The organism is Primorskyibacter sedentarius (assembly GCF_004342065.1).
Classification (GTDB): Bacteria; Pseudomonadota; Alphaproteobacteria; order Rhodobacterales; family Rhodobacteraceae; genus Primorskyibacter; species Primorskyibacter sedentarius.
In genome coordinates, this window is sequence record NZ_SLZU01000006.1 from 1 (window position 1) to 16,806 (window position 16,806).

The following is a 16,806-nucleotide window of genomic DNA, read 5'->3' on the forward strand; positions in this document are numbered from 1 at the left end:
CTGTTCTTCGCTGAAACGGCTTCTCTTCATCGTCTGTCTCCTCAGTTGGAGAACAGGCTAACCAAAAACGCCGGACATTTCAGGGGAGCACGTCAAGGCCACCATGTCCAGCCCTCGTATTTGTCGCCTTCTTGCTCGATATGTATATAGCGGCTAAGGCTTCCGTCGGGCGAATGACCTGTATATTTCTGGATCTTATCCCGGCTTCCACCGCCGAGACCGACTTCAAAGAAGCGCGAAATTGCGTCGTGCCGAAGATCATGGAAGTGCAGGTCGTCGATCTCCAAAATCTTACAAGCCTCAGTAAAACGACGGCTGATCGTATCTGAATGATAGGGGAAAATACGCTCGTCAGATCGCGGCATGGACGCGATGACTTTCATCCCTTCTTCGGTGATCCATGTCACTACATCATTGCCCGCGGTTTGACGAGGGTGTTTCATGTTCCGTATGGTCAGGCGGGCTTTGTTGACGTCGAAATCTCTCCATGGGATCAGGGACAACGCTTTCTGGCGGTGCGCCAAGGCTATGGCTGCACCAACAATTTTGTGCATGGGCACTCGCCGCGTGTCGGCCGTATAGTTTTCGTAAAAGTATGCCATCAACCGATTCATTTCATCGAGTTTTGGCCGACGGTTTCTCTTTGATGAACGTGCGACGTAACCCTGGTGCATGAGAGTGAGCTTGGCAGTCTCAAATTCGGTAAATGGCATTTCAATCCTGCTGATTGGTCCGCCGTACCGAACGACTGTCCGCAAGGTCGCCATGTAGGAATTGACAGTTTGCGGCTTGCGAGGGTTCAAAGCATAATGTTCAGGGCATTCCAAATTCTTATCCGCTGGCGGCGCTTGTATGCCACTAAGTAGGTCTTGAGCCAGCTGGAAGAAGGTATGATCGTCTGTGTCATCGACTGCAATTTTACCGAAATCAAGGCGCTGCAGATATGCGAGATTAGCGGTTTTTGTCTTTCCGAACCCATTCGGGGACGCGGCGCAATAATCGTCGATCACGTCGGACCAAGTTTTGCGTTTCTTTGCCTTGACCACTTTATCCACTGCGCCTTTGGTTTTCAATTCGCTCTCACGTTGATTGATCCAGCGCTTTGCTGATCTCTCACTGGGGAAAGTTTCGGTCAATGTCAGAACAACTTTGCCCTTTTGCTTCTTCCTAACGGTAGCGGTATAGCTCTGCGATCCGTCCTTTTTTGCACGCTTCATAATGGTTCCCATGGGAATTCCTCCTCAGATGTGTGTTTCGATATCCGGGAAATCGGCTCAGGAACCGTTGGGCGGTTGGACCCATGCTCAAGGTTCGATAACTCACGACTGGTGCGCTGACATGGTTGTGTCGCCGCGGGAGGTTGCGACCGTTTCCATGATGGAAAACGGCGCGGACGAACGCGTGTGCGGCGGTGCAACATTTCGGGTTTGGTGCAACATTTTGTTGCACCGGGGGCAAAAACGGGGGCAAACAGGCCCCAGACAGAGAAAGACGGAACAGATGGCTGCGCAGGTAAGCCCAGTAAAACAAGGAAAAACGGGTGTCTCCCGCGCCGCTCGCCTATCGGTTGCACCCATGATGGACTGGACCGACAGGCATTGCAGGTACTTGCATCGGCTGCTCAGTTCCAGGGCGTTGCTGTACACCGAAATGGTGACGGCGCCTGCTTTGGTGCGGGGCGGGGCGACGCATTTGTTGTCGTTCAATGCCGAGGAACATCCGGTCGCGTTGCAGCTGGGTGGCTCGGATCCGGCGGAGCTGGCGGAGGCTGCGCGGATGGGGGCTGCGGCCGGGTATGACGAGATCAACCTCAATGTCGGGTGCCCGTCGGACCGGGTGCAGTCCGGGACGTTTGGCGCTGTGTTGATGAAGGATCCCGGGCTGGTCGCGGAGTGCTGTGCGGCCATGATCGAGGCAAGCCCGGTAGAAGTAACGGTGAAATGCCGCATCGGGGTGGACGATCAGGACCCGGAAGTGGTCTTGCCAGAATTCATTGCGCGCGTGTCGGCGGCGGGGGTGCAACGCTTTGCCATCCATGCCCGCAAAGCCTGGCTGCAGGGGCTGAGTCCGAAGCAGAACCGGGATGTGCCGCCACTGGATTACAATCTCGCGCTCAGGATGAAGGGGCTGTTTCCGGCGCTGCACCTGTCGGTCAATGGCGGGATCGGGTCGCTGGACGAGGCCGAGGCATTTCTGGAGCAAGGCTTTGACGGGGTGATGATCGGGCGGGTGGCTTACCATTCGCCGACAGAGATCCTCGCGCAGGCGGACCGGCGGATATTCGGCACGGGCGAGGATTCAGATCCGGTACAGGTCGCACTTGCGATGATGCCCTATGCGGAACGCCATATCGCGTCGGGTGGCAAGCTGGCGCAGGTGACGCGGCATATGCTGGGGCTGTTCACCGGACGGCCGGGGGCGCGCAACTGGCGGCGGGTCCTGTCGGAACAGGCGCATCGGCCGGGCGCGGGGCCGGAGCTGATTGAAGAGGCGTTGTCGAGCATTCTTGACGCTCAGGCTGCTTAACCTTCCGCAAGATGCCCGGTCCCATGGGGCGGGCGCTGGGGAAGGGGGCTGAATGATCGAACGGGGGCCGTGGCGATCACCGACGGGTCACCTTTCGTCGACCAAAACACCGTCGCCGCGCGGAAGGCTCCGAAACCTCAAACCGGATAGGCTGATTGGTCAGTCGTTGGACAAGTCGGGCCTGGCAGCCCGCGCCAGCCGTGCGGCGCGTCCGCCGCGGCGTTTGACAAGCTGGGGGCGGCGGTCGGGCAGGGTGGCCATGATCTCCAGCCGGTCGTCTTGAGACATTTTCGACCAGCCAGCGATCTCGTCGATGGTGCGCAGGCAGCCCGTGCAAAGACGCGCCTCGGGATGCACGACGCATAGCTTCACGCAGGGCGATGCGATTTCATCGCGTTTCCAGATGTCGTCCCTCACATACTGCCCTTTCACTGCGCCTCGATATGCCGAAGCCGGTCCAGCAATCCTTGCAGGATATAGGACGCGGCGACATGATCGATAACCTCTGCGCGACGTTTTCGTGTCGTATCCGCCTCAAGCAGTGCCCTTTCTGCCGCAACTGTGGACAGGCGTTCATCCCAAAAGGTGATCGGCCCATCCCATAGACGCGACAGATTGCGGGCAAAGGCGCGGGTCGATTGGCAGCGCGGCCCTTCGGACCCATCCATGTTGCGCGGCAGGCCAAGGACAAGCCCGGCAATGCCGCGATGGGCGATGATTTCCTGAATGCGGGCGGCGTCTTCGGTGAATTTCTTGCGCCGGATGGTTTCCAGCGGCGTGGCCACGGACATCATCCCGTCAGAGACGGCGACCCCGATGGTCTTGGTGCCGAAATCCAGCCCGATCAGCGGGCAGGGCCGCCGCAGGGCCGCCGCAAAATCGGTGGCCTCTTCATATATCATGCGCGCGCCCTTTGATTGGAATGTCGACGCTTCCACCGCCCCGAACGTCATTTGAAGCGATGTACGACAGCGGCGCCAACCCGCTGTTACAGCGCCCAGTCGGCAGAGGCAAAAGCGTCATTGCAAAAGCCCCGCATTGCGGGCGGTGGCACGGATCGTCCCCAGCGCATCTTCATTGCCGACAAAGACTTCCTCGGCGTTCTGAAGGATGGCGCGGGCTTGTTCGGTATCGCCAAGCACGCCATATGCGCCGATAAGGCGTGCCCAGTCCTCGGGCGGTCCGCCTTCGGTGGCAAGCCTGTCGGACAGCTGCGCGACCATGCCGCGGATCATCTCTTGCCGGTCGGCCTCGGACATCTCGGATGCGGCGGCGATATCTGCGGCGCTGGGGCCGGGCACGTCGCCAAGCGGCGGCAGCCGGTATTCGACGCCCGCGCGCATGGCCATATCCTCGATCTGTGCGCGCACAGGCGGCACCCATGGATCGCTGGGCGTGCTGTCGCGCAAAAGATCCTGCCACAGGCGGAATGCGGCATCCGGCCGACCGGTCTGGGCCATCATCATGCCGTAGTAATAGCGCGCGACACCGTTGCGCGGGTCGCGGCTCATCGCGGCGTTCAGCGCCTCTTCGGCCTCTGGCGAGACATAGCCCCCCGCCGCAAGAATGCGCATGTCGGCAAGGTCGGCAAAATCGCGGGCCGAGGCGTCTTCGCCTTTCAGCGCGATCACCCGGGCCTGCGCTTCGGCTGCGGCATCGTAATTGCCAAGCGCCGCCTCGCTGCTGGCAAGAAGCGTCTGCCCCTGCAGATCATCGGGCCGCTCTGCCACTGCGGCGCGCAGCCGCGTGACAAGGCCAAGATATTCGGCGGGCGGTTCGGACAGCATCGGGTCCGGCCCGGCGGCGGCAATTTCTGCCACGGCCTCTGCCTGGCTGGGGCGGCTTTCGCGGGCCATACGGGCCAATTCCTTGCGCCGCTCCAGCCCAAGATCGCCATATCCCGGCGCGCCCAGCTGCCAGTAAAGCCCGAAACCGCCGCCCAGCAGCGCCAGCGCCAGAACGCCCGCCACGGCAAGCGATCCGCGCCCCGTCGATGCCTGCTGCGCCCCGGCCCGCTGCATGCGGCTGTCCGCGGCCAGAATGCGGCGCGACACTTCGGTCCGAAGCCGCTCTGCATCCTCGGGCGCAATGACGCCACGGGCGGCGTCCCGCTCGATCTCGTCAAGCTGGTCGCGATAGACGTCAAGGTCAAAGGCTTCGGCAGGTGTGACATCGCGCCGCCCACGTATCAGCGCCAGACCCAGAATGGCCGCCACGGCGCAGGTCAACGCCAGTGTGAGGACCCAAAAAACCGTCATGCTCTCTCCTGCGCCAGTCATTCAGCCCATGTATCGCGCCCCGCGCTTTCACAAAAGGGGCAAAACCGCGCGGGGGTGCGCCCATGTCGCAACTGCACGCGATTGTGACGGTTGCAGTCGTGGCACGGATCGGGCGAAGGTCCAGAAAGATGCCCAGACATGATTGCCGGATTCGATGCCCATGACACGTTATTCTGCCTTTGCCATCGCCCGAGAGGCCCTGCGTGACCATGCGGGCTGGGACCGCGCCTGGCGCCGGGCCACGCCGAAGAAACGCTATGACGTCGTGATCGTCGGGGCTGGCGGGCACGGGCTTGCAACCGCCTATTACCTTGGCAAGAATTTCGGCATCACCAATGTCGCCGTGCTGGAAAAGGGCTGGCTGGGGGGCGGCAATACGGGCCGCAACACCACGATCATCCGGTCGAACTACCTGCAGGATCCGTCCGCTGCGATCTATGAAAAAGCCCGCAGCCTCTATGAGACGATGAGCCAGGACCTGAACTACAACGTCATGTTTTCGCCCCGCGGCGTGATGATGCTGGCCCAGACCGAACACGAGGTCCGTGGCTACAAACGCACCGCGCATGCCAACTCCCTGCAGGGCGTCACGACCGAATTCATCAGCCCCAAACGCGTCAAGCAGTTGGTCCCGATCATGAATATCGACGGGCCGCGCTATCCCGTTCTGGGCGCGCTCTGGCAGGCGCGTGGCGGCACGGCGCGCCATGATGCGGTGGCCTGGGGCTATGCGCGGGCCTGTTCTGCCATGGGGATGGACATCATCCAGAAATGCGAGGTCACGGGCGTCATGTCCGAAGGCGGGCGCGTCTCGGGGGTTGCCACCACGCAGGGCGACATTGCCTGTGACAAGCTGGGCATGGTTGTTGCGGGCCATTCCGGCGCGCTGGCGGAAATGGCCGGTTTCCGCATCCCCATCGAAAGCGTGGCCCTTCAGGCGCTGGTGTCAGAGCCCATCAAACCCTGCATGGATGTGGTTGTCATGGCCAACACCGTGCATGGCTACATGAGCCAGTCCGACAAGGGAGAGATGGTCATCGGTGGCGGCACGGACGCGTTCAACAACTACACCCAGCGCGGCAGCTTCCATCATATCGAGGAAACAGTCCGCGCGCTGGTCGAAACCTTCCCGATGATCTCTCGGCTGAAAATGCTGCGCCAATGGGGCGGGATCGTGGACGTCACCGGCGACCGCTCGCCCATCCTGTCCAGAACGCCGCTGGAGGGCTGCTTCATCAATTGCGGATGGGGCACGGGTGGCTTCAAGGCCATCCCCGGCTCTGGCTGGGGCTTTGCCGAACTCATGGCCCGAGGCCACTCCCCCCTCACCGACGCCTTCAGCCTCGACCGCTTCCGCGAAGGCCGTTTCATCGACGAAAGCGTCGCGGCAGGAGTGGCGCATTGATGGTTGATATCCCAAGCTCTGACGACGAAAAGAAGTTTGCGGAAGCGCTCCGACAAACTGCCGATCGCGCACAGCAAGAAGCTAAATACCCCGCCCCCCGCTTTCGACAGATGATCGCTGATCGAGGCGGCTTCGAAACAGCTCGTTTTCTGTTGTCCCAAAAAACTCCCAGCGAAGGTTTCACGAATATGCATTTGGCCGGGAGAGTGGACCTCACATTGGAATGTGTTGTCCAAAAAGAACAATGGCGGCGTTTCTTTACCAAAGAAGAGCTTCGCCACGCTGCATCTCTGACCGGGAGCACAAAATGCTAACCCTCAAATGCCCCTATTGCGGCGTTCAGGCCGAGGAAACGGAACTCCACGCCGGTGGCGAGGCGCATCTGACGCGGTTTGGCCCGGACTCCTCGGACGATGATTTCGAGACCTACCTCTTCACCCGCGAAAACCCCAAGGGCGTGCATTTCGAACGCTGGCGGCACTCTCACGGCTGCGGCAAGTGGTTCCACGCCGCGCGTTGCACCATGACGCTCGAAGTCTTCGGCACATACCCCGCCCAGACAACCGAGCCGCCGCAGGACATCCGCGATGCCATCACCGCCAAACGCCCCGGCTGGACGTGGAGAGAGTTCTCCTGATGCGTCGTTCCGGAACACAGCACTCCCGCGCGGAGCGTCCCGACACCTCTACCAAGACAGGGCCAGAGACATGAGCATGCGCCTTCCCACCGGCGGACGCCTGACCGACCGCAGCTACCGGATGGAATTCACCTTCAACGGCAAGCGCATGACAGGCTATGCCGGGGACACGCTGGCCTCGGCGCTTCTGGCCAATGATCAGCTGCTGATGGGGCGGTCGTTCAAATATCACCGCCCGCGCGGCCCCGTTGCCTCTGGCGCGGAAGAGCCCAACGCGCTGGTCAACCTTGGCAAGGGCGACCGGTTCGAACCCAACCAGCGCGCCACCACGACAGAGCTTTTCAACGGGCTGACCGCCACCAGCCAGAACCACTGGCCGTCGCTCGAGGCCGACATCGGTGCGCTCAACACCCATCTGTCGCGGGTGTTGCCCGCCGGGTTCTACTACAAGATGTTCATGTATCCGCGCGCCTTCTGGAAACATGTCTACGAGCCGTTCATTCGCCAGTCTGCGGGTCTTGGCAAAGCCCCCGACGCCGAAAGCCGCGATGCCGACAGCTATGAACATTTCTACCATTTCACCGATGTGCTGGTCGTGGGGGGCGGTGTTGCCGGGCTGATGGCCGCAAAGACCGCCGCGCAATCCGGCGCCAAGGTGTTGCTGCTGGAACAGAGCGCGCATTGGGGCGGTCGCGCGCCGGTGGATGGCGGCACAATCGGCGGCCAGTCGCCCGAAGACTGGACAGACGCCACGCTGGCAGAGCTGCAGGCCATGCCCAATGTCACCCTGCGCAGCCGCACGATGGGGGCAGGGGTCTATGATCACGGCTATGCGCTTGGCTATGAACGGCTGACCGATCACGCGCCGGAGGCACCCGGCCCGCGCCACCGGCTGTGGCGCATCCGCGCCAAACAGATCGTCACCGCGACCGGCGCCATCGAACGTCCGCTGTCTTTTGCGGGCAATGACATTCCCGGCGTCATGCTGGCCTCTGCCATGCGCGACTATCTGGTGAACTGGGGTGTCAGCATCGGCGACCGCACCGTTGTCGTCACCAATAATGACGATGCCTATCGCACCGCGATCGCCCTGAAGAAGGCGGGGCTTGACGTGCCCGCGATCATCGATGCCCGCAGCTATGGCGGCGGCGCGCTGATGGCCGAGGCGCGGGCCATGGGTATCCGTGTCGAGCAGGGGCGCGGGGTTGCGAAGGTTCTGGGCGGCAAGCGCGTCACGGGCGTGGCGGTCTGCAACCAGCTGGGCGAGGGTGCCGTGCTGGACGAGATCGCCTGCGATGCGGTCGCCATGTCCGGCGGCTGGTCCCCGGTTGTCCACCTGTGGTCGCATTGCGGCGGCAAGCTGGATTGGGACGAGGCGGGGGCCTTCTTCCGCCCGCGCGCAGGCGCCGCGCCCACCGATGCCGATGGCAAACCCTTTGTCTCTGTCGCAGGCGCTGCCGACGGTCACATGACGCTCGCCGGGCTGCTGCAGGACGCCGCCGAAACCGGGGCTGCCGCTGCGACTGCCGCTGGCTTTGACGCCGCCCAGACCGTGGCCCCGGAGGCCGAAGAGGTTGCCGAGAAACCGCTGGAGCCTGTCTGGCTGATGCCGCAAGGCGCGCGCTATGACCTGCGGATGAAGGCGTGGCTGGATTACCAGAATGACGTCAAGGTGTCCGACGTGCAGCTTGCCGCGCGCGAAGGCTATGAAAGCGTGGAACATACCAAGCGCTATACCACTTTGGGCATGGCAACGGATCAGGGAAAGCTAAGCAACATAAATGGCTTGGCGACGCTTTCTAATGCGTTGGGTGAAAGCATTCCGCAGGTCGGAACCACGACCTTCCGGCCACCCTATACGCCGATCTCGATGGGCGCGATTGCAGGCGAGGCGCATGGCGCGCTGTTCCAGCCTGTCCGCCAGACGCCGATCCATGCATGGCATGAAGAGAATGGCGCGCATTGGGAGCCTGTCGGCCAGTGGCGGCGGCCCTATTGCTACCCCAAGGGCGAAGAGGACCACGCGCAGGCCGTCATCCGCGAGGTGAAGGCCGTGCGCCAAAGCCTTGGTTTGCTTGACGCATCCACGCTGGGCAAGATCATCGTCAAGGGGCCCGATGCGGGGCGTTTCCTTGACATGCTTTACACCAACATGATGTCGACGCTGAAACCCGGCAAATGCCGCTACGGTCTGATGTGCAGCGAAAACGGGTTCCTGATCGACGATGGCGTCGTGGCCCGGATCGATGAGGACACCTTCCTGTGCCACACCACCACCGGCGGCGCTGAAAGCATCCATGCCCATATGGAGGAATGGCTGCAAACCGAATGGTGGGACTGGCAGGTCTACACCGCCAATGTGACCGAACAATTCGCCCAGATCGCCGTGGTCGGCCCCAAGGCGCGGATGCTTCTGGAAAAGCTGGGCGGCATGAATGTCTCGAAAGAGGCACTGCCCTTCATGGCGTGGAAGGATGGTACGCTGGGCGGCTTCCCAGTGCGGGTCTACCGGATCAGCTTTTCGGGCGAGCTGTCTTATGAAATCGCCACCCCCGCCGGGCATGGCCGCGCGCTGTGGGATCTGCTTTGCGCCAGGGGGGCAGAGTGGAACATCACCCCCTACGGCACCGAGGCGCTGCATGTGCTGCGGGCCGAGAAGGGTTTCATCATGATCGGGGACGAGACTGACGGCACGGTGATCCCGCAGGATCTGGGGCTGAACTGGGCCATCTCAAAGAAGAAAGTCGACTACCTTGGCAAGCGCGCGCAGGCGTGGCCGCATATGACCGATCCGGCGCGCTGGAAACTGGTGGGGCTCTTGACCGAGGACAGCTCTGTCCTGCCCGAAGGAGCCTATGCGGTTGCCGACGGGACCAATGCCAATGGCCAGCGCAACACGCAAGGGCGCGTCACCTCGACCTATTTCTCGCCGACGCTGGGCCGGGGCATCGCCATGGGGCTGGTGCTGAACGGGCCGGACCGGATGGGCGAGGTGATCGAGTTCACCCATATCGAGGGGTTCACCGTGCCCGCCCGGATCGTTGATCCGGTATTCTATGATCCGGAAGGGGAGAAGCAGAATGTCTGAACCCGTCAGCGCCCTGCGCCGCGCGCGCTATGCAGGTTTCGTCACCGTCGAAGAGGCGGGATTGCAGGGCATGGTCCAGATCCGCGGCGATCTCAGCTCTGATGCGTTCACCAGCGCCGTGTCGGATGCCGCGGGCGTGCCGATGCCCGGTCTGCGCGAGGCCAGCCTCGACGGGCGCAACGGTCTGCTCTGGATGTCGCCGGACGAGCTGATGCTGCTCTGCCCGTACCCCGAGGCTGACCGCGCAATGGCCCGGCTGCAAGCCACGCTCTCCGACACGCATCACCTTGCGTTGAACGTGTCCGATGCGCGGGCGATGTTCACGCTTCAGGGCAATGGCGTGCGCGACGTGCTGGCGAAACTGGCCCCTGTCGACATGGCGCCCGATGCTTTCCGCCCCGGCATGCTGCGCCGTACGCGTCTGGCGCAGGTTGCCGCCGCTTTCTGGCTGCGATCGGACACGCAGGCAGAGGTGATCTGCTTCCGCTCTGTCGCGCCATACATGATGGAGCTTCTGTCAACCGCCGCCCGTCCGGGCAGCGCCGTTGGCCTGCATGGCGGCTGAGCTGACGCATGGCGCGCCGGGCCCGGTCGCGCCGTCCCTTTGCTAATATCTCCGGCACGCCAAGAAAAGCGTAGTGACAGAGGAACAAGCCGCGCATCCCGAGGGTTGACCTTCCTGAACGGAAAGCTCAGTTATCATACAACAGCCGCAACAATCAGGGGGACCCCAAAATGGCTTTCGAACTTCCCGATCTTCCCTATGCCCATGACGCACTTGCCAGCCAGGGCATGTCCCAGGAAACCATGGAATATCACCATGATATCCACCACAAGGCCTATGTGGACAATGGCAACAAGCTGATCGCGGGCACCGAATGGGCTGACAAACCCTTGGAAGAGATCATCAAGGGCACTTACGATGCGGGCGCGGTCGCGCAATCCGGCATCTTCAACAACGCGTCCCAGCACTGGAACCACATGCAGTTCTGGGAAATGATGGGCCCCGGCGCCAGCGATATGCCGGGCGAGCTGGAATCGCGTTTGAAGGATGCGTTCGGCACGGTCGACAAGTTCAAGGATGAATTCGCCGCTGCCGGTGCCGGTCAGTTCGGCTCTGGCTGGGCATGGCTCGTTGTCGACACGGATGGCTCGCTGAAGGTCACCAAGACCGAAAACGGCGTAAACCCCGTCTGCTTCGGCCAGACCGCGCTTCTGGGTTGCGACGTGTGGGAGCATTCCTACTACATCGACTTCCGCAACAAGCGCCCTGCCTACCTGTCGAACTTCCTCGACAATCTGGTGAACTGGGAAAACGTGGCAGAGCGTCTTTCCAAAGCCTGATCGGCGTCACATCGCCTGATACATGCGCCCCGCAGCCCGCCGCTGCGGGGCGTTTTTCGTTTTGGCGCCGCCGCCGCACCTGTGCCAGCACCGGGCAGGCCCAAAAGATTCTCGCGCCATCTCCGCGCGCGGTGGAACATCCTTGCCCCGTCATCCGTTTCCTTTCCAGCAACTGAAACAGGAGGATGTCATGGCAGAGAGAAAACGGTCGACCAGCGGGACCCGCGAAACCGAACAGGTGCTTGGCGTGAAACCCGAAGAGCTCGAGGACCAACCATCCGCCGCCGGCCGCTTTGGCGGCGAGATCGCCCGCAAGGTCGGAACCCGCGACGAAGGAAAGCGCCACGATGAAACATCGGCAGGCACGACGCGCGTCCTGGGCCAGGATCAGAACCGCAGCGGCGACAAGGAGAAAGTCTGATGAGCGGTCTTTCGAATGGCACCTGGGTTCTTGTGGCGGACGGTGAAAAGGCGCTGTTTCTGCGCAACGATCTGGATGCGCAGGACCCTGACCTGAACGTCCTGCAACAGGAAGAGCAGGACAACCCCTCGGATCGGGAGCAATCGGCAAACCGCCCCGGTCGGATGCACGACACGGGTGTGGGCCAGCGCTCTGCCATGGATGACACGGATTGGCACGAATTGGCGAAGGAGCGTTTCGCGGACGAGCTGGCCGAGATCCTTTACCAGAAGGCCCATAAGGGCGCGTTCGAAAAGCTGGTGATCGCGGCGCCGCCCGCCACGCTGGGGGAATTACGCGACAAGATGCACAAGGAAGTCTCCTCGCGCGTGATTGCGGAAATCCCCAAGACCTTCACCAACCACCCGATCGACAAGATCGAACAGCTGATCAAGGCAGAGCTGGAAAACAGCTAGTTTTCGCCGCGACAGCGGTGCCCTGTCCCTGATCTGCCGCCTTCCGCTCAGTTTCCGGGCGGAGTGCGGCCGCTTTTTCAGACGGCAATGGCCAGTTTGCCGCGCAGCGTCTCGATCACCTGATCTGCCGAACCGGCGGACCCCACGAAATCCAGCAGGGATGCGTCGGCAAAGCCGTTGCCTACCACGTGGTCCAGCAGCTCTTGCAGCTTGTCCCAGTAGCCATTCACGTTCATCAGCAGGATGGGCTTGTCGTGCAGGCCAAGCTGACGCCATGTCAGCACTTCGAAAAACTCGTCCAGCGATCCCGCGCCGCCGGGCATGACCACGATGGCATCCGCGTTCATCACCATGACCTTCTTGCGCTCGTGCATCGTTTCGGTCACGATAAATCGCGTCAGGTCCACCTTGCCGACCTCGGCGCGAAGCAGATGTTCGGGGATCACGCCGAACGTGTCGCCACCCGCGGCCTGTGCGGCACGCGCAACTGCCCCCATCAGGCCGACATCGCCCGCCCCGTAAACCAGCCGCCAGCCTTCATTCGCCAGTGCGGTGCCCAGCCGTTCGGCCTCTTGGTGATATGCCGGGTCGCCGCCGCTGCGCGAGCCGCAATAGACACAGACAGACCGGGTAGGGTTGGTGGCCATTCGTGAGCGCTCCGTATTGTGTTGCAGGTTTTGATTCCTGATACCCTTGTTGGTATACACGCTCAACCGGGCAGGGGAGGTAGCGGCATTGTGTCGTCCATGCGCCTGATCACGATGGGCCCGGTGCGAAAAAGGAACGCGATGAACAAGTTGGCCAGCATGACGCTTGGGGGCGTGGCTGCGGTTGGCGGTGCGGGGGTGGTCGCCCTTGTTGCGGTTGCCATCAATGGCGATACCGCGCCCACCGCGCCGCGCGCCACCGATGAACCGGCCGCGATTGCGGCAAGCCCCGAGGCCCCGGTCCCTGCGGCGATCCCCGCAGCCCTGTCCAAAGCGGCAGAGGAAGCAGGGTCTGGCGCTGCGATGGGTGCGGCCGACTATCCCGGTTTCGACGTTGTGCGCATCGCGCCCGATGGCGAGGCGCTGATCGCCGGCATGGCCGTGGCGCAATCGAAGGTTCTGCTGCTGCTGGATGGCGAGGAGCATGACAGTGTCGACACCGATGCCGAGGGTCGCTTTGTCAGCTTTCTGACGCTTCCGCCCAGCGACCAGCCGCGCGTGCTGAGCCTGCGCATGATCACCGCGCAGGGCAGCACCGACTCAGAAGACCGGGTGATCATCGCCCCGCGCTCTGTTCAGGCCGCGCCCGAGCCCAAGCCCGATACCGGGGCAGAGGCCGGAGCGGCAGATCAGGTCGCGGCCCTTGCGACGCAGACGCCAGCAACCCAGCAGCAGACGCCCGCGCCGCAGGCCGAAACCCCCGGCCAGACGCCGGAACCTGCGCTGGTCGATGCAATTCAGGAACCGGTCAGTCGCACGGATCTGGCGGATGACACGGCACCTGAAACGGGCGAACAGGATCAGGCTGTAAGCGCCCGCCAACCCCCGGACAGGGTGCGCGCCGCCACGCCGGATGCCGTGCCTGCACCTCAACCGGCCCCGGAAGGGCCGGAGAAGAGCGCGGCCGCAGACTCAGACACTCCGCCCGCCGATGCGCCACAGGCTGATGCCACGGCGTCGCCCGATACCACGGATGGCGAAGACGCGCAGGCTCTGGCAGGCGAGGGGGGCACCACGGAAACCTCCGCCTCAGGTGCCGCCAGCTCGACCGCGCAGGCCGAAACAGTACAAGCTGAAACAGTACAAGTCGAAGCTGTACAGGCCGAGACAGAGCAGGTCGAAACAGAGCAGGCCGAGACAGTACAGGCCGGGATAGAGCCAGAAGCACCCCCCCAGCTGACTGCCGCAGCGGTCAGCGCGACCGCAACGGCGGTGGCGCAGACTGCCGCCACCGATGCCCTGTCCCCCGCTGCACAACCGGACCAGGCAGGCACCACCCCCATTCCGGCGCAGCCGCCCGCCGGGGATGCCGCGACAGCGCCGCGTATCGACAGCAGCCCCGCACCTGCACCGCTGGCCCCGACTGTCCTGCTTGCCAACCGGCAGGGCGTGCGCGTGCTGCAATCGGGAAAGACCGTGCAGGACACCGATCAGGTGGCGCTTGACGCGATCACCTATTCCGACGAAGGCGAAGTGGCGCTTTCGGGGCGCGGCAGCGGGCAGGGCTTCGTGCGGGTGTATCTTGATAACACGCCCATCACCACTTCGCGCATCTCCGAAGATGGCAACTGGCGCGCAGAGCTGCCCAATGTCGATACGGGCGTCTACACGCTCAGGGTGGATGAGGTGGGCGCCGATGGCGCCGTGACCAGCCGCGTCGAAAGCCCGTTCAAACGCGAGGCACCCGAGGCGCTGGCCGACGCGATTGGCGAGGCCGGGCAACCGCTCAAGGCGCTGACCGTTCAGCCCGGAGACACACTCTGGGCCATTGCCACGAACCGCTATGGCGACGGCTTTCAGTATGTGCAGGTCTTCCGCGCCAATGCGGACCGGATCCGCAACCCCGACCTGATCTACCCCGGTCAGGTCTTCGCCCTGCCAGAGCCCGAACCCGGCCCAACGCCCGAAACACCCCCCGGCGAATAGCCTGCGCGCCATCCCTGCGCACAGCGCCTGCGCATATCGCGCACTGGTCTTTCGGCGGCGCAGGACCTATCTGTTTCGCGATCAAGCAGAAAGTTTCCCATGCCCGCAGACACCACCGCTGCCAGCGCCGCGCAACCTACGGCCCAGGCCGAGCGCAAATCCTCCTGGCGGACCATCCGCAAAGTCGCCCCCTATCTCTGGCCGAAAGATCCCGCCTGGGTTCGCCACCGGGTGGTCTGGGCGATGGTCATGCTCATCATCTCCAAGATTGTCGCGGTCGGCACGCCGATGCTCTACAAGGGCGCGGTCGATGCGCTGAGCGGCGAGGGCGTCTCGCCCCTGATGCTGGGGGCGGTCGGGCTGACCATCGCCTATGGCATGGCGCGGCTGATGTCGGTGGGCTTTCAACAGCTGCGCGACGCGATCTTTGCCCGTGTCGGCCAGCGCGCCCTGCGCATGCTGGCGCTGGAAACCTTCACCCATATCCACCGTCTTTCGATGCGCTACCACATCACCCGCAAGACCGGCGGGCTGAGCCGCATCATCGAACGCGGGGTCAAGGGCGTCGAATTCCTGCTGCGCTTTCTGCTCTTCAGCATCGGCCCGCTGATCCTGGAGCTGACGCTTGTCGCCGCGATCTTCTTCTTCGTCTTCGATGTCTGGTACCTTGCGGCGGTCGTCGTGACCATTGCGCTATATGTCTGGTTCACCTTCACCGTCACCGAATGGCGGGTAAAGCTGCGCCGGCAGATGAACGATCAGGACACGGACGCCAACCAAAAGGCGATCGACAGCCTGCTCAACTTTGAGACCGTCAAATATTTCGGCGCCGAAGAGCGCGAGGCACGGCGCTATGACGCCGCTATGGCCGGGTATGAAACCGCCGCGATCAAGACCGCGACCTCGCTTGCCTTTCTCAACTTCGGCCAGTCGCTGCTGATCACCGGCGGCCTTGTCGTCGTGATGGTGCTGGCGGCGATGGGCGTGCAATCGGGCGATCTTACCGTGGGCGATTTCGTCATGGTCAACGCCTACATGATCCAGATCACCATGCCGCTGAACTTTCTTGGCACCGTCTACCGCGAGATCCGGCAGGCGCTGGTCGATATGGGGCAGATGTTCGACCTTCTGGAACAACCGGCCGAGGTGACCGACAAGCCCGGCGCGCCGAAACTGGCGGTCAATGGCGGGGTGGTCAGCTTTGACAATGTGGCCTTTGGCTATGACGCCGACCGCCATATCCTCAAGGGCATCTCGCTTGACGTGGGCGCGGGCGAAAGCGTGGCGCTGGTCGGCCCTTCGGGGTCCGGCAAATCCACCATCGGGCGGCTCTTGTTCCGGTTCTACGATGTCGATGGCGGGGCAATCCGCATTGACGGGCAGGACCTGCGCGACGTGACCCAGCAAAGCGTGCATGATGCCATCGGGGTCGTGCCGCAGGACACGGTGCTGTTCAACGACACGATCCGCTACAACATCGCCTATGGCCGCGACGGCGCGACAGAGGCCGAGGTGATCGAAGCCGCCCGTGCCGCGCAGATCCACGATTTCATCGCCTCGCTGCCCGACGGCTACGACACCACCGTGGGCGAGCGCGGGTTGAAACTGTCGGGCGGCGAAAAGCAACGCGTGGGCATCGCCCGGACCTTGCTGAAGAACCCGCCGATCCTTTTGCTGGACGAGGCGACATCCGCGCTGGATACCGAGACCGAACACGAGATCCAGGGGGCGCTGTCGCGCGCCGCCGAAGGCCGGACCGTCATCACCATCGCGCACCGCCTGTCGACCATCGCCGATGCGGACCGAATCGTTGTGCTCGAAGCCGGAGAAGTCGTCGAACAAGGCACGCATGACGCGCTTCTTGCGCGGGGCGGGCGCTATTCCCAGCTCTGGGCGCGCCAGCAAGCCGAAGAAGACGCTGCGTAACAACCACCTGAGGGCGAGTTGGTTTGTCCGCGGGCGCGCAAAAGGTGCAGTGCCGCTCAAAAGTTTGACATTTTCTTAAAAATCATAAAAAA

General features: G+C 62.9%; 16 protein-coding genes. 11 read left to right on the forward strand and 5 right to left on the reverse strand.

Annotated features, from left to right (window positions below; translation table 11 throughout):
• Positions 1–92: 92 nt before the first annotated feature.
• Entirely contained in the window at positions 93–1,229 is a 1,137-nt protein-coding gene (locus EDD52_RS10190; protein ID WP_132244538.1) for a tyrosine-type recombinase/integrase, read from the reverse strand.
• Positions 1,230–1,500: 271 nt separating this feature from the next.
• On the opposite strand from EDD52_RS10190, the gene dusA reads away from it, so the two are divergent.
• On the forward strand, positions 1,501–2,526 hold the full coding sequence (gene dusA, locus EDD52_RS10195; protein ID WP_132244540.1) for a tRNA dihydrouridine(20/20a) synthase DusA: 1,026 nt from the start codon (positions 1,501–1,503) through the stop codon (positions 2,524–2,526).
• Positions 2,527–2,685: 159 nt separating this feature from the next.
• Here dusA and EDD52_RS10200 read toward each other — a convergent pair whose 3' ends face one another.
• The 3 genes from EDD52_RS10200 to ccmI all read right to left on the reverse strand — a co-directional run bounded on the left by EDD52_RS10200 (position 2,686) and on the right by ccmI (position 4,784).
• Positions 2,686–2,943 carry a DUF1289 domain-containing protein gene (locus EDD52_RS10200; RefSeq protein ID WP_132244542.1) on the reverse strand — a complete coding sequence of 86 codons (258 nt, stop codon included), beginning with the start codon at positions 2,941–2,943 and terminating at the stop codon, positions 2,686–2,688.
• An 11-nt stretch (positions 2,944–2,954) separates the two neighbouring features.
• The gene (ruvX, locus tag EDD52_RS10205; RefSeq protein ID WP_132244544.1) at positions 2,955–3,428 is read right to left on the reverse strand and encodes a Holliday junction resolvase RuvX; all 474 of its coding nucleotides are present in this window, start codon (positions 3,426–3,428) and stop codon (positions 2,955–2,957) included.
• Between the two features lie 117 nt (positions 3,429–3,545).
• Positions 3,546–4,784 (reverse strand): c-type cytochrome biogenesis protein CcmI, encoded by a 1,239-nt coding sequence (gene ccmI / locus EDD52_RS10210; protein WP_132244546.1) that lies wholly within the window; start codon positions 4,782–4,784, stop codon positions 3,546–3,548.
• Positions 4,785–4,965: 181 nt separating this feature from the next.
• Between ccmI and EDD52_RS10215 the strand changes: the two genes are divergently transcribed.
• From EDD52_RS10215 to EDD52_RS10250, 8 genes are all read left to right on the forward strand, one after another.
• The gene (locus EDD52_RS10215) at positions 4,966–6,210 is read left to right on the forward strand and encodes a sarcosine oxidase subunit beta family protein (protein WP_132244548.1); all 1,245 of its coding nucleotides are present in this window, start codon (positions 4,966–4,968) and stop codon (positions 6,208–6,210) included.
• Positions 6,210–6,524 (forward strand): hypothetical protein, encoded by a 315-nt coding sequence (locus tag EDD52_RS10220; protein WP_132244550.1) that lies wholly within the window; start codon positions 6,210–6,212, stop codon positions 6,522–6,524. The genes EDD52_RS10215 and EDD52_RS10220 overlap by 1 nt, the downstream gene beginning before the upstream one ends.
• Positions 6,518–6,847: a sarcosine oxidase subunit delta gene (locus EDD52_RS10225; RefSeq protein WP_132244552.1), complete on the forward strand. Its 330-nt coding sequence runs from the start codon at positions 6,518–6,520 to the stop codon at positions 6,845–6,847. The genes EDD52_RS10220 and EDD52_RS10225 overlap by 7 nt, the downstream gene beginning before the upstream one ends.
• A gap of 70 nt (positions 6,848–6,917) precedes the next feature.
• Entirely contained in the window at positions 6,918–9,935 is a 3,018-nt protein-coding gene (locus tag EDD52_RS10230; RefSeq protein WP_132244554.1) for a sarcosine oxidase subunit alpha family protein, read from the forward strand.
• Positions 9,928–10,500 (forward strand): sarcosine oxidase subunit gamma, encoded by a 573-nt coding sequence (locus EDD52_RS10235; protein ID WP_132244556.1) that lies wholly within the window; start codon positions 9,928–9,930, stop codon positions 10,498–10,500. Before EDD52_RS10230 ends, EDD52_RS10235 begins: the two co-directional genes overlap by 8 nt.
• Positions 10,501–10,670: 170 nt before the next feature.
• Positions 10,671–11,279, forward strand: a complete 609-nt coding sequence (locus tag EDD52_RS10240; RefSeq protein ID WP_132244558.1) for a superoxide dismutase — start codon at positions 10,671–10,673, stop codon at positions 11,277–11,279.
• 190 nt (positions 11,280–11,469) lie between these two features.
• On the forward strand, positions 11,470–11,700 hold the full coding sequence (locus EDD52_RS10245; protein ID WP_132244560.1) for a hypothetical protein: 231 nt from the start codon (positions 11,470–11,472) through the stop codon (positions 11,698–11,700).
• Positions 11,700–12,155, forward strand: coding sequence for a host attachment family protein (locus tag EDD52_RS10250; protein ID WP_132244562.1), 456 nt, complete (start codon positions 11,700–11,702; stop codon positions 12,153–12,155). The genes EDD52_RS10245 and EDD52_RS10250 overlap by 1 nt, the downstream gene beginning before the upstream one ends.
• Positions 12,156–12,232: 77 nt before the next feature.
• Here EDD52_RS10250 and EDD52_RS10255 read toward each other — a convergent pair whose 3' ends face one another.
• On the reverse strand, positions 12,233–12,802 hold the full coding sequence (locus EDD52_RS10255) for an LOG family protein (RefSeq protein ID WP_132244564.1): 570 nt from the start codon (positions 12,800–12,802) through the stop codon (positions 12,233–12,235).
• 141 nt (positions 12,803–12,943) lie between these two features.
• On the opposite strand from EDD52_RS10255, the gene EDD52_RS10260 reads away from it, so the two are divergent.
• A complete protein-coding gene (locus EDD52_RS10260) occupies positions 12,944–14,788 on the forward strand; it encodes a LysM peptidoglycan-binding domain-containing protein (protein WP_165907509.1) in 1,845 nt (614 codons plus the stop codon).
• Positions 14,789–14,887: 99 nt separating this feature from the next.
• Positions 14,888–16,714, forward strand: a complete 1,827-nt coding sequence (locus tag EDD52_RS10265) for an ABCB family ABC transporter ATP-binding protein/permease (RefSeq protein WP_132244568.1) — start codon at positions 14,888–14,890, stop codon at positions 16,712–16,714.
• Positions 16,715–16,806 lie beyond the last annotated feature (92 nt).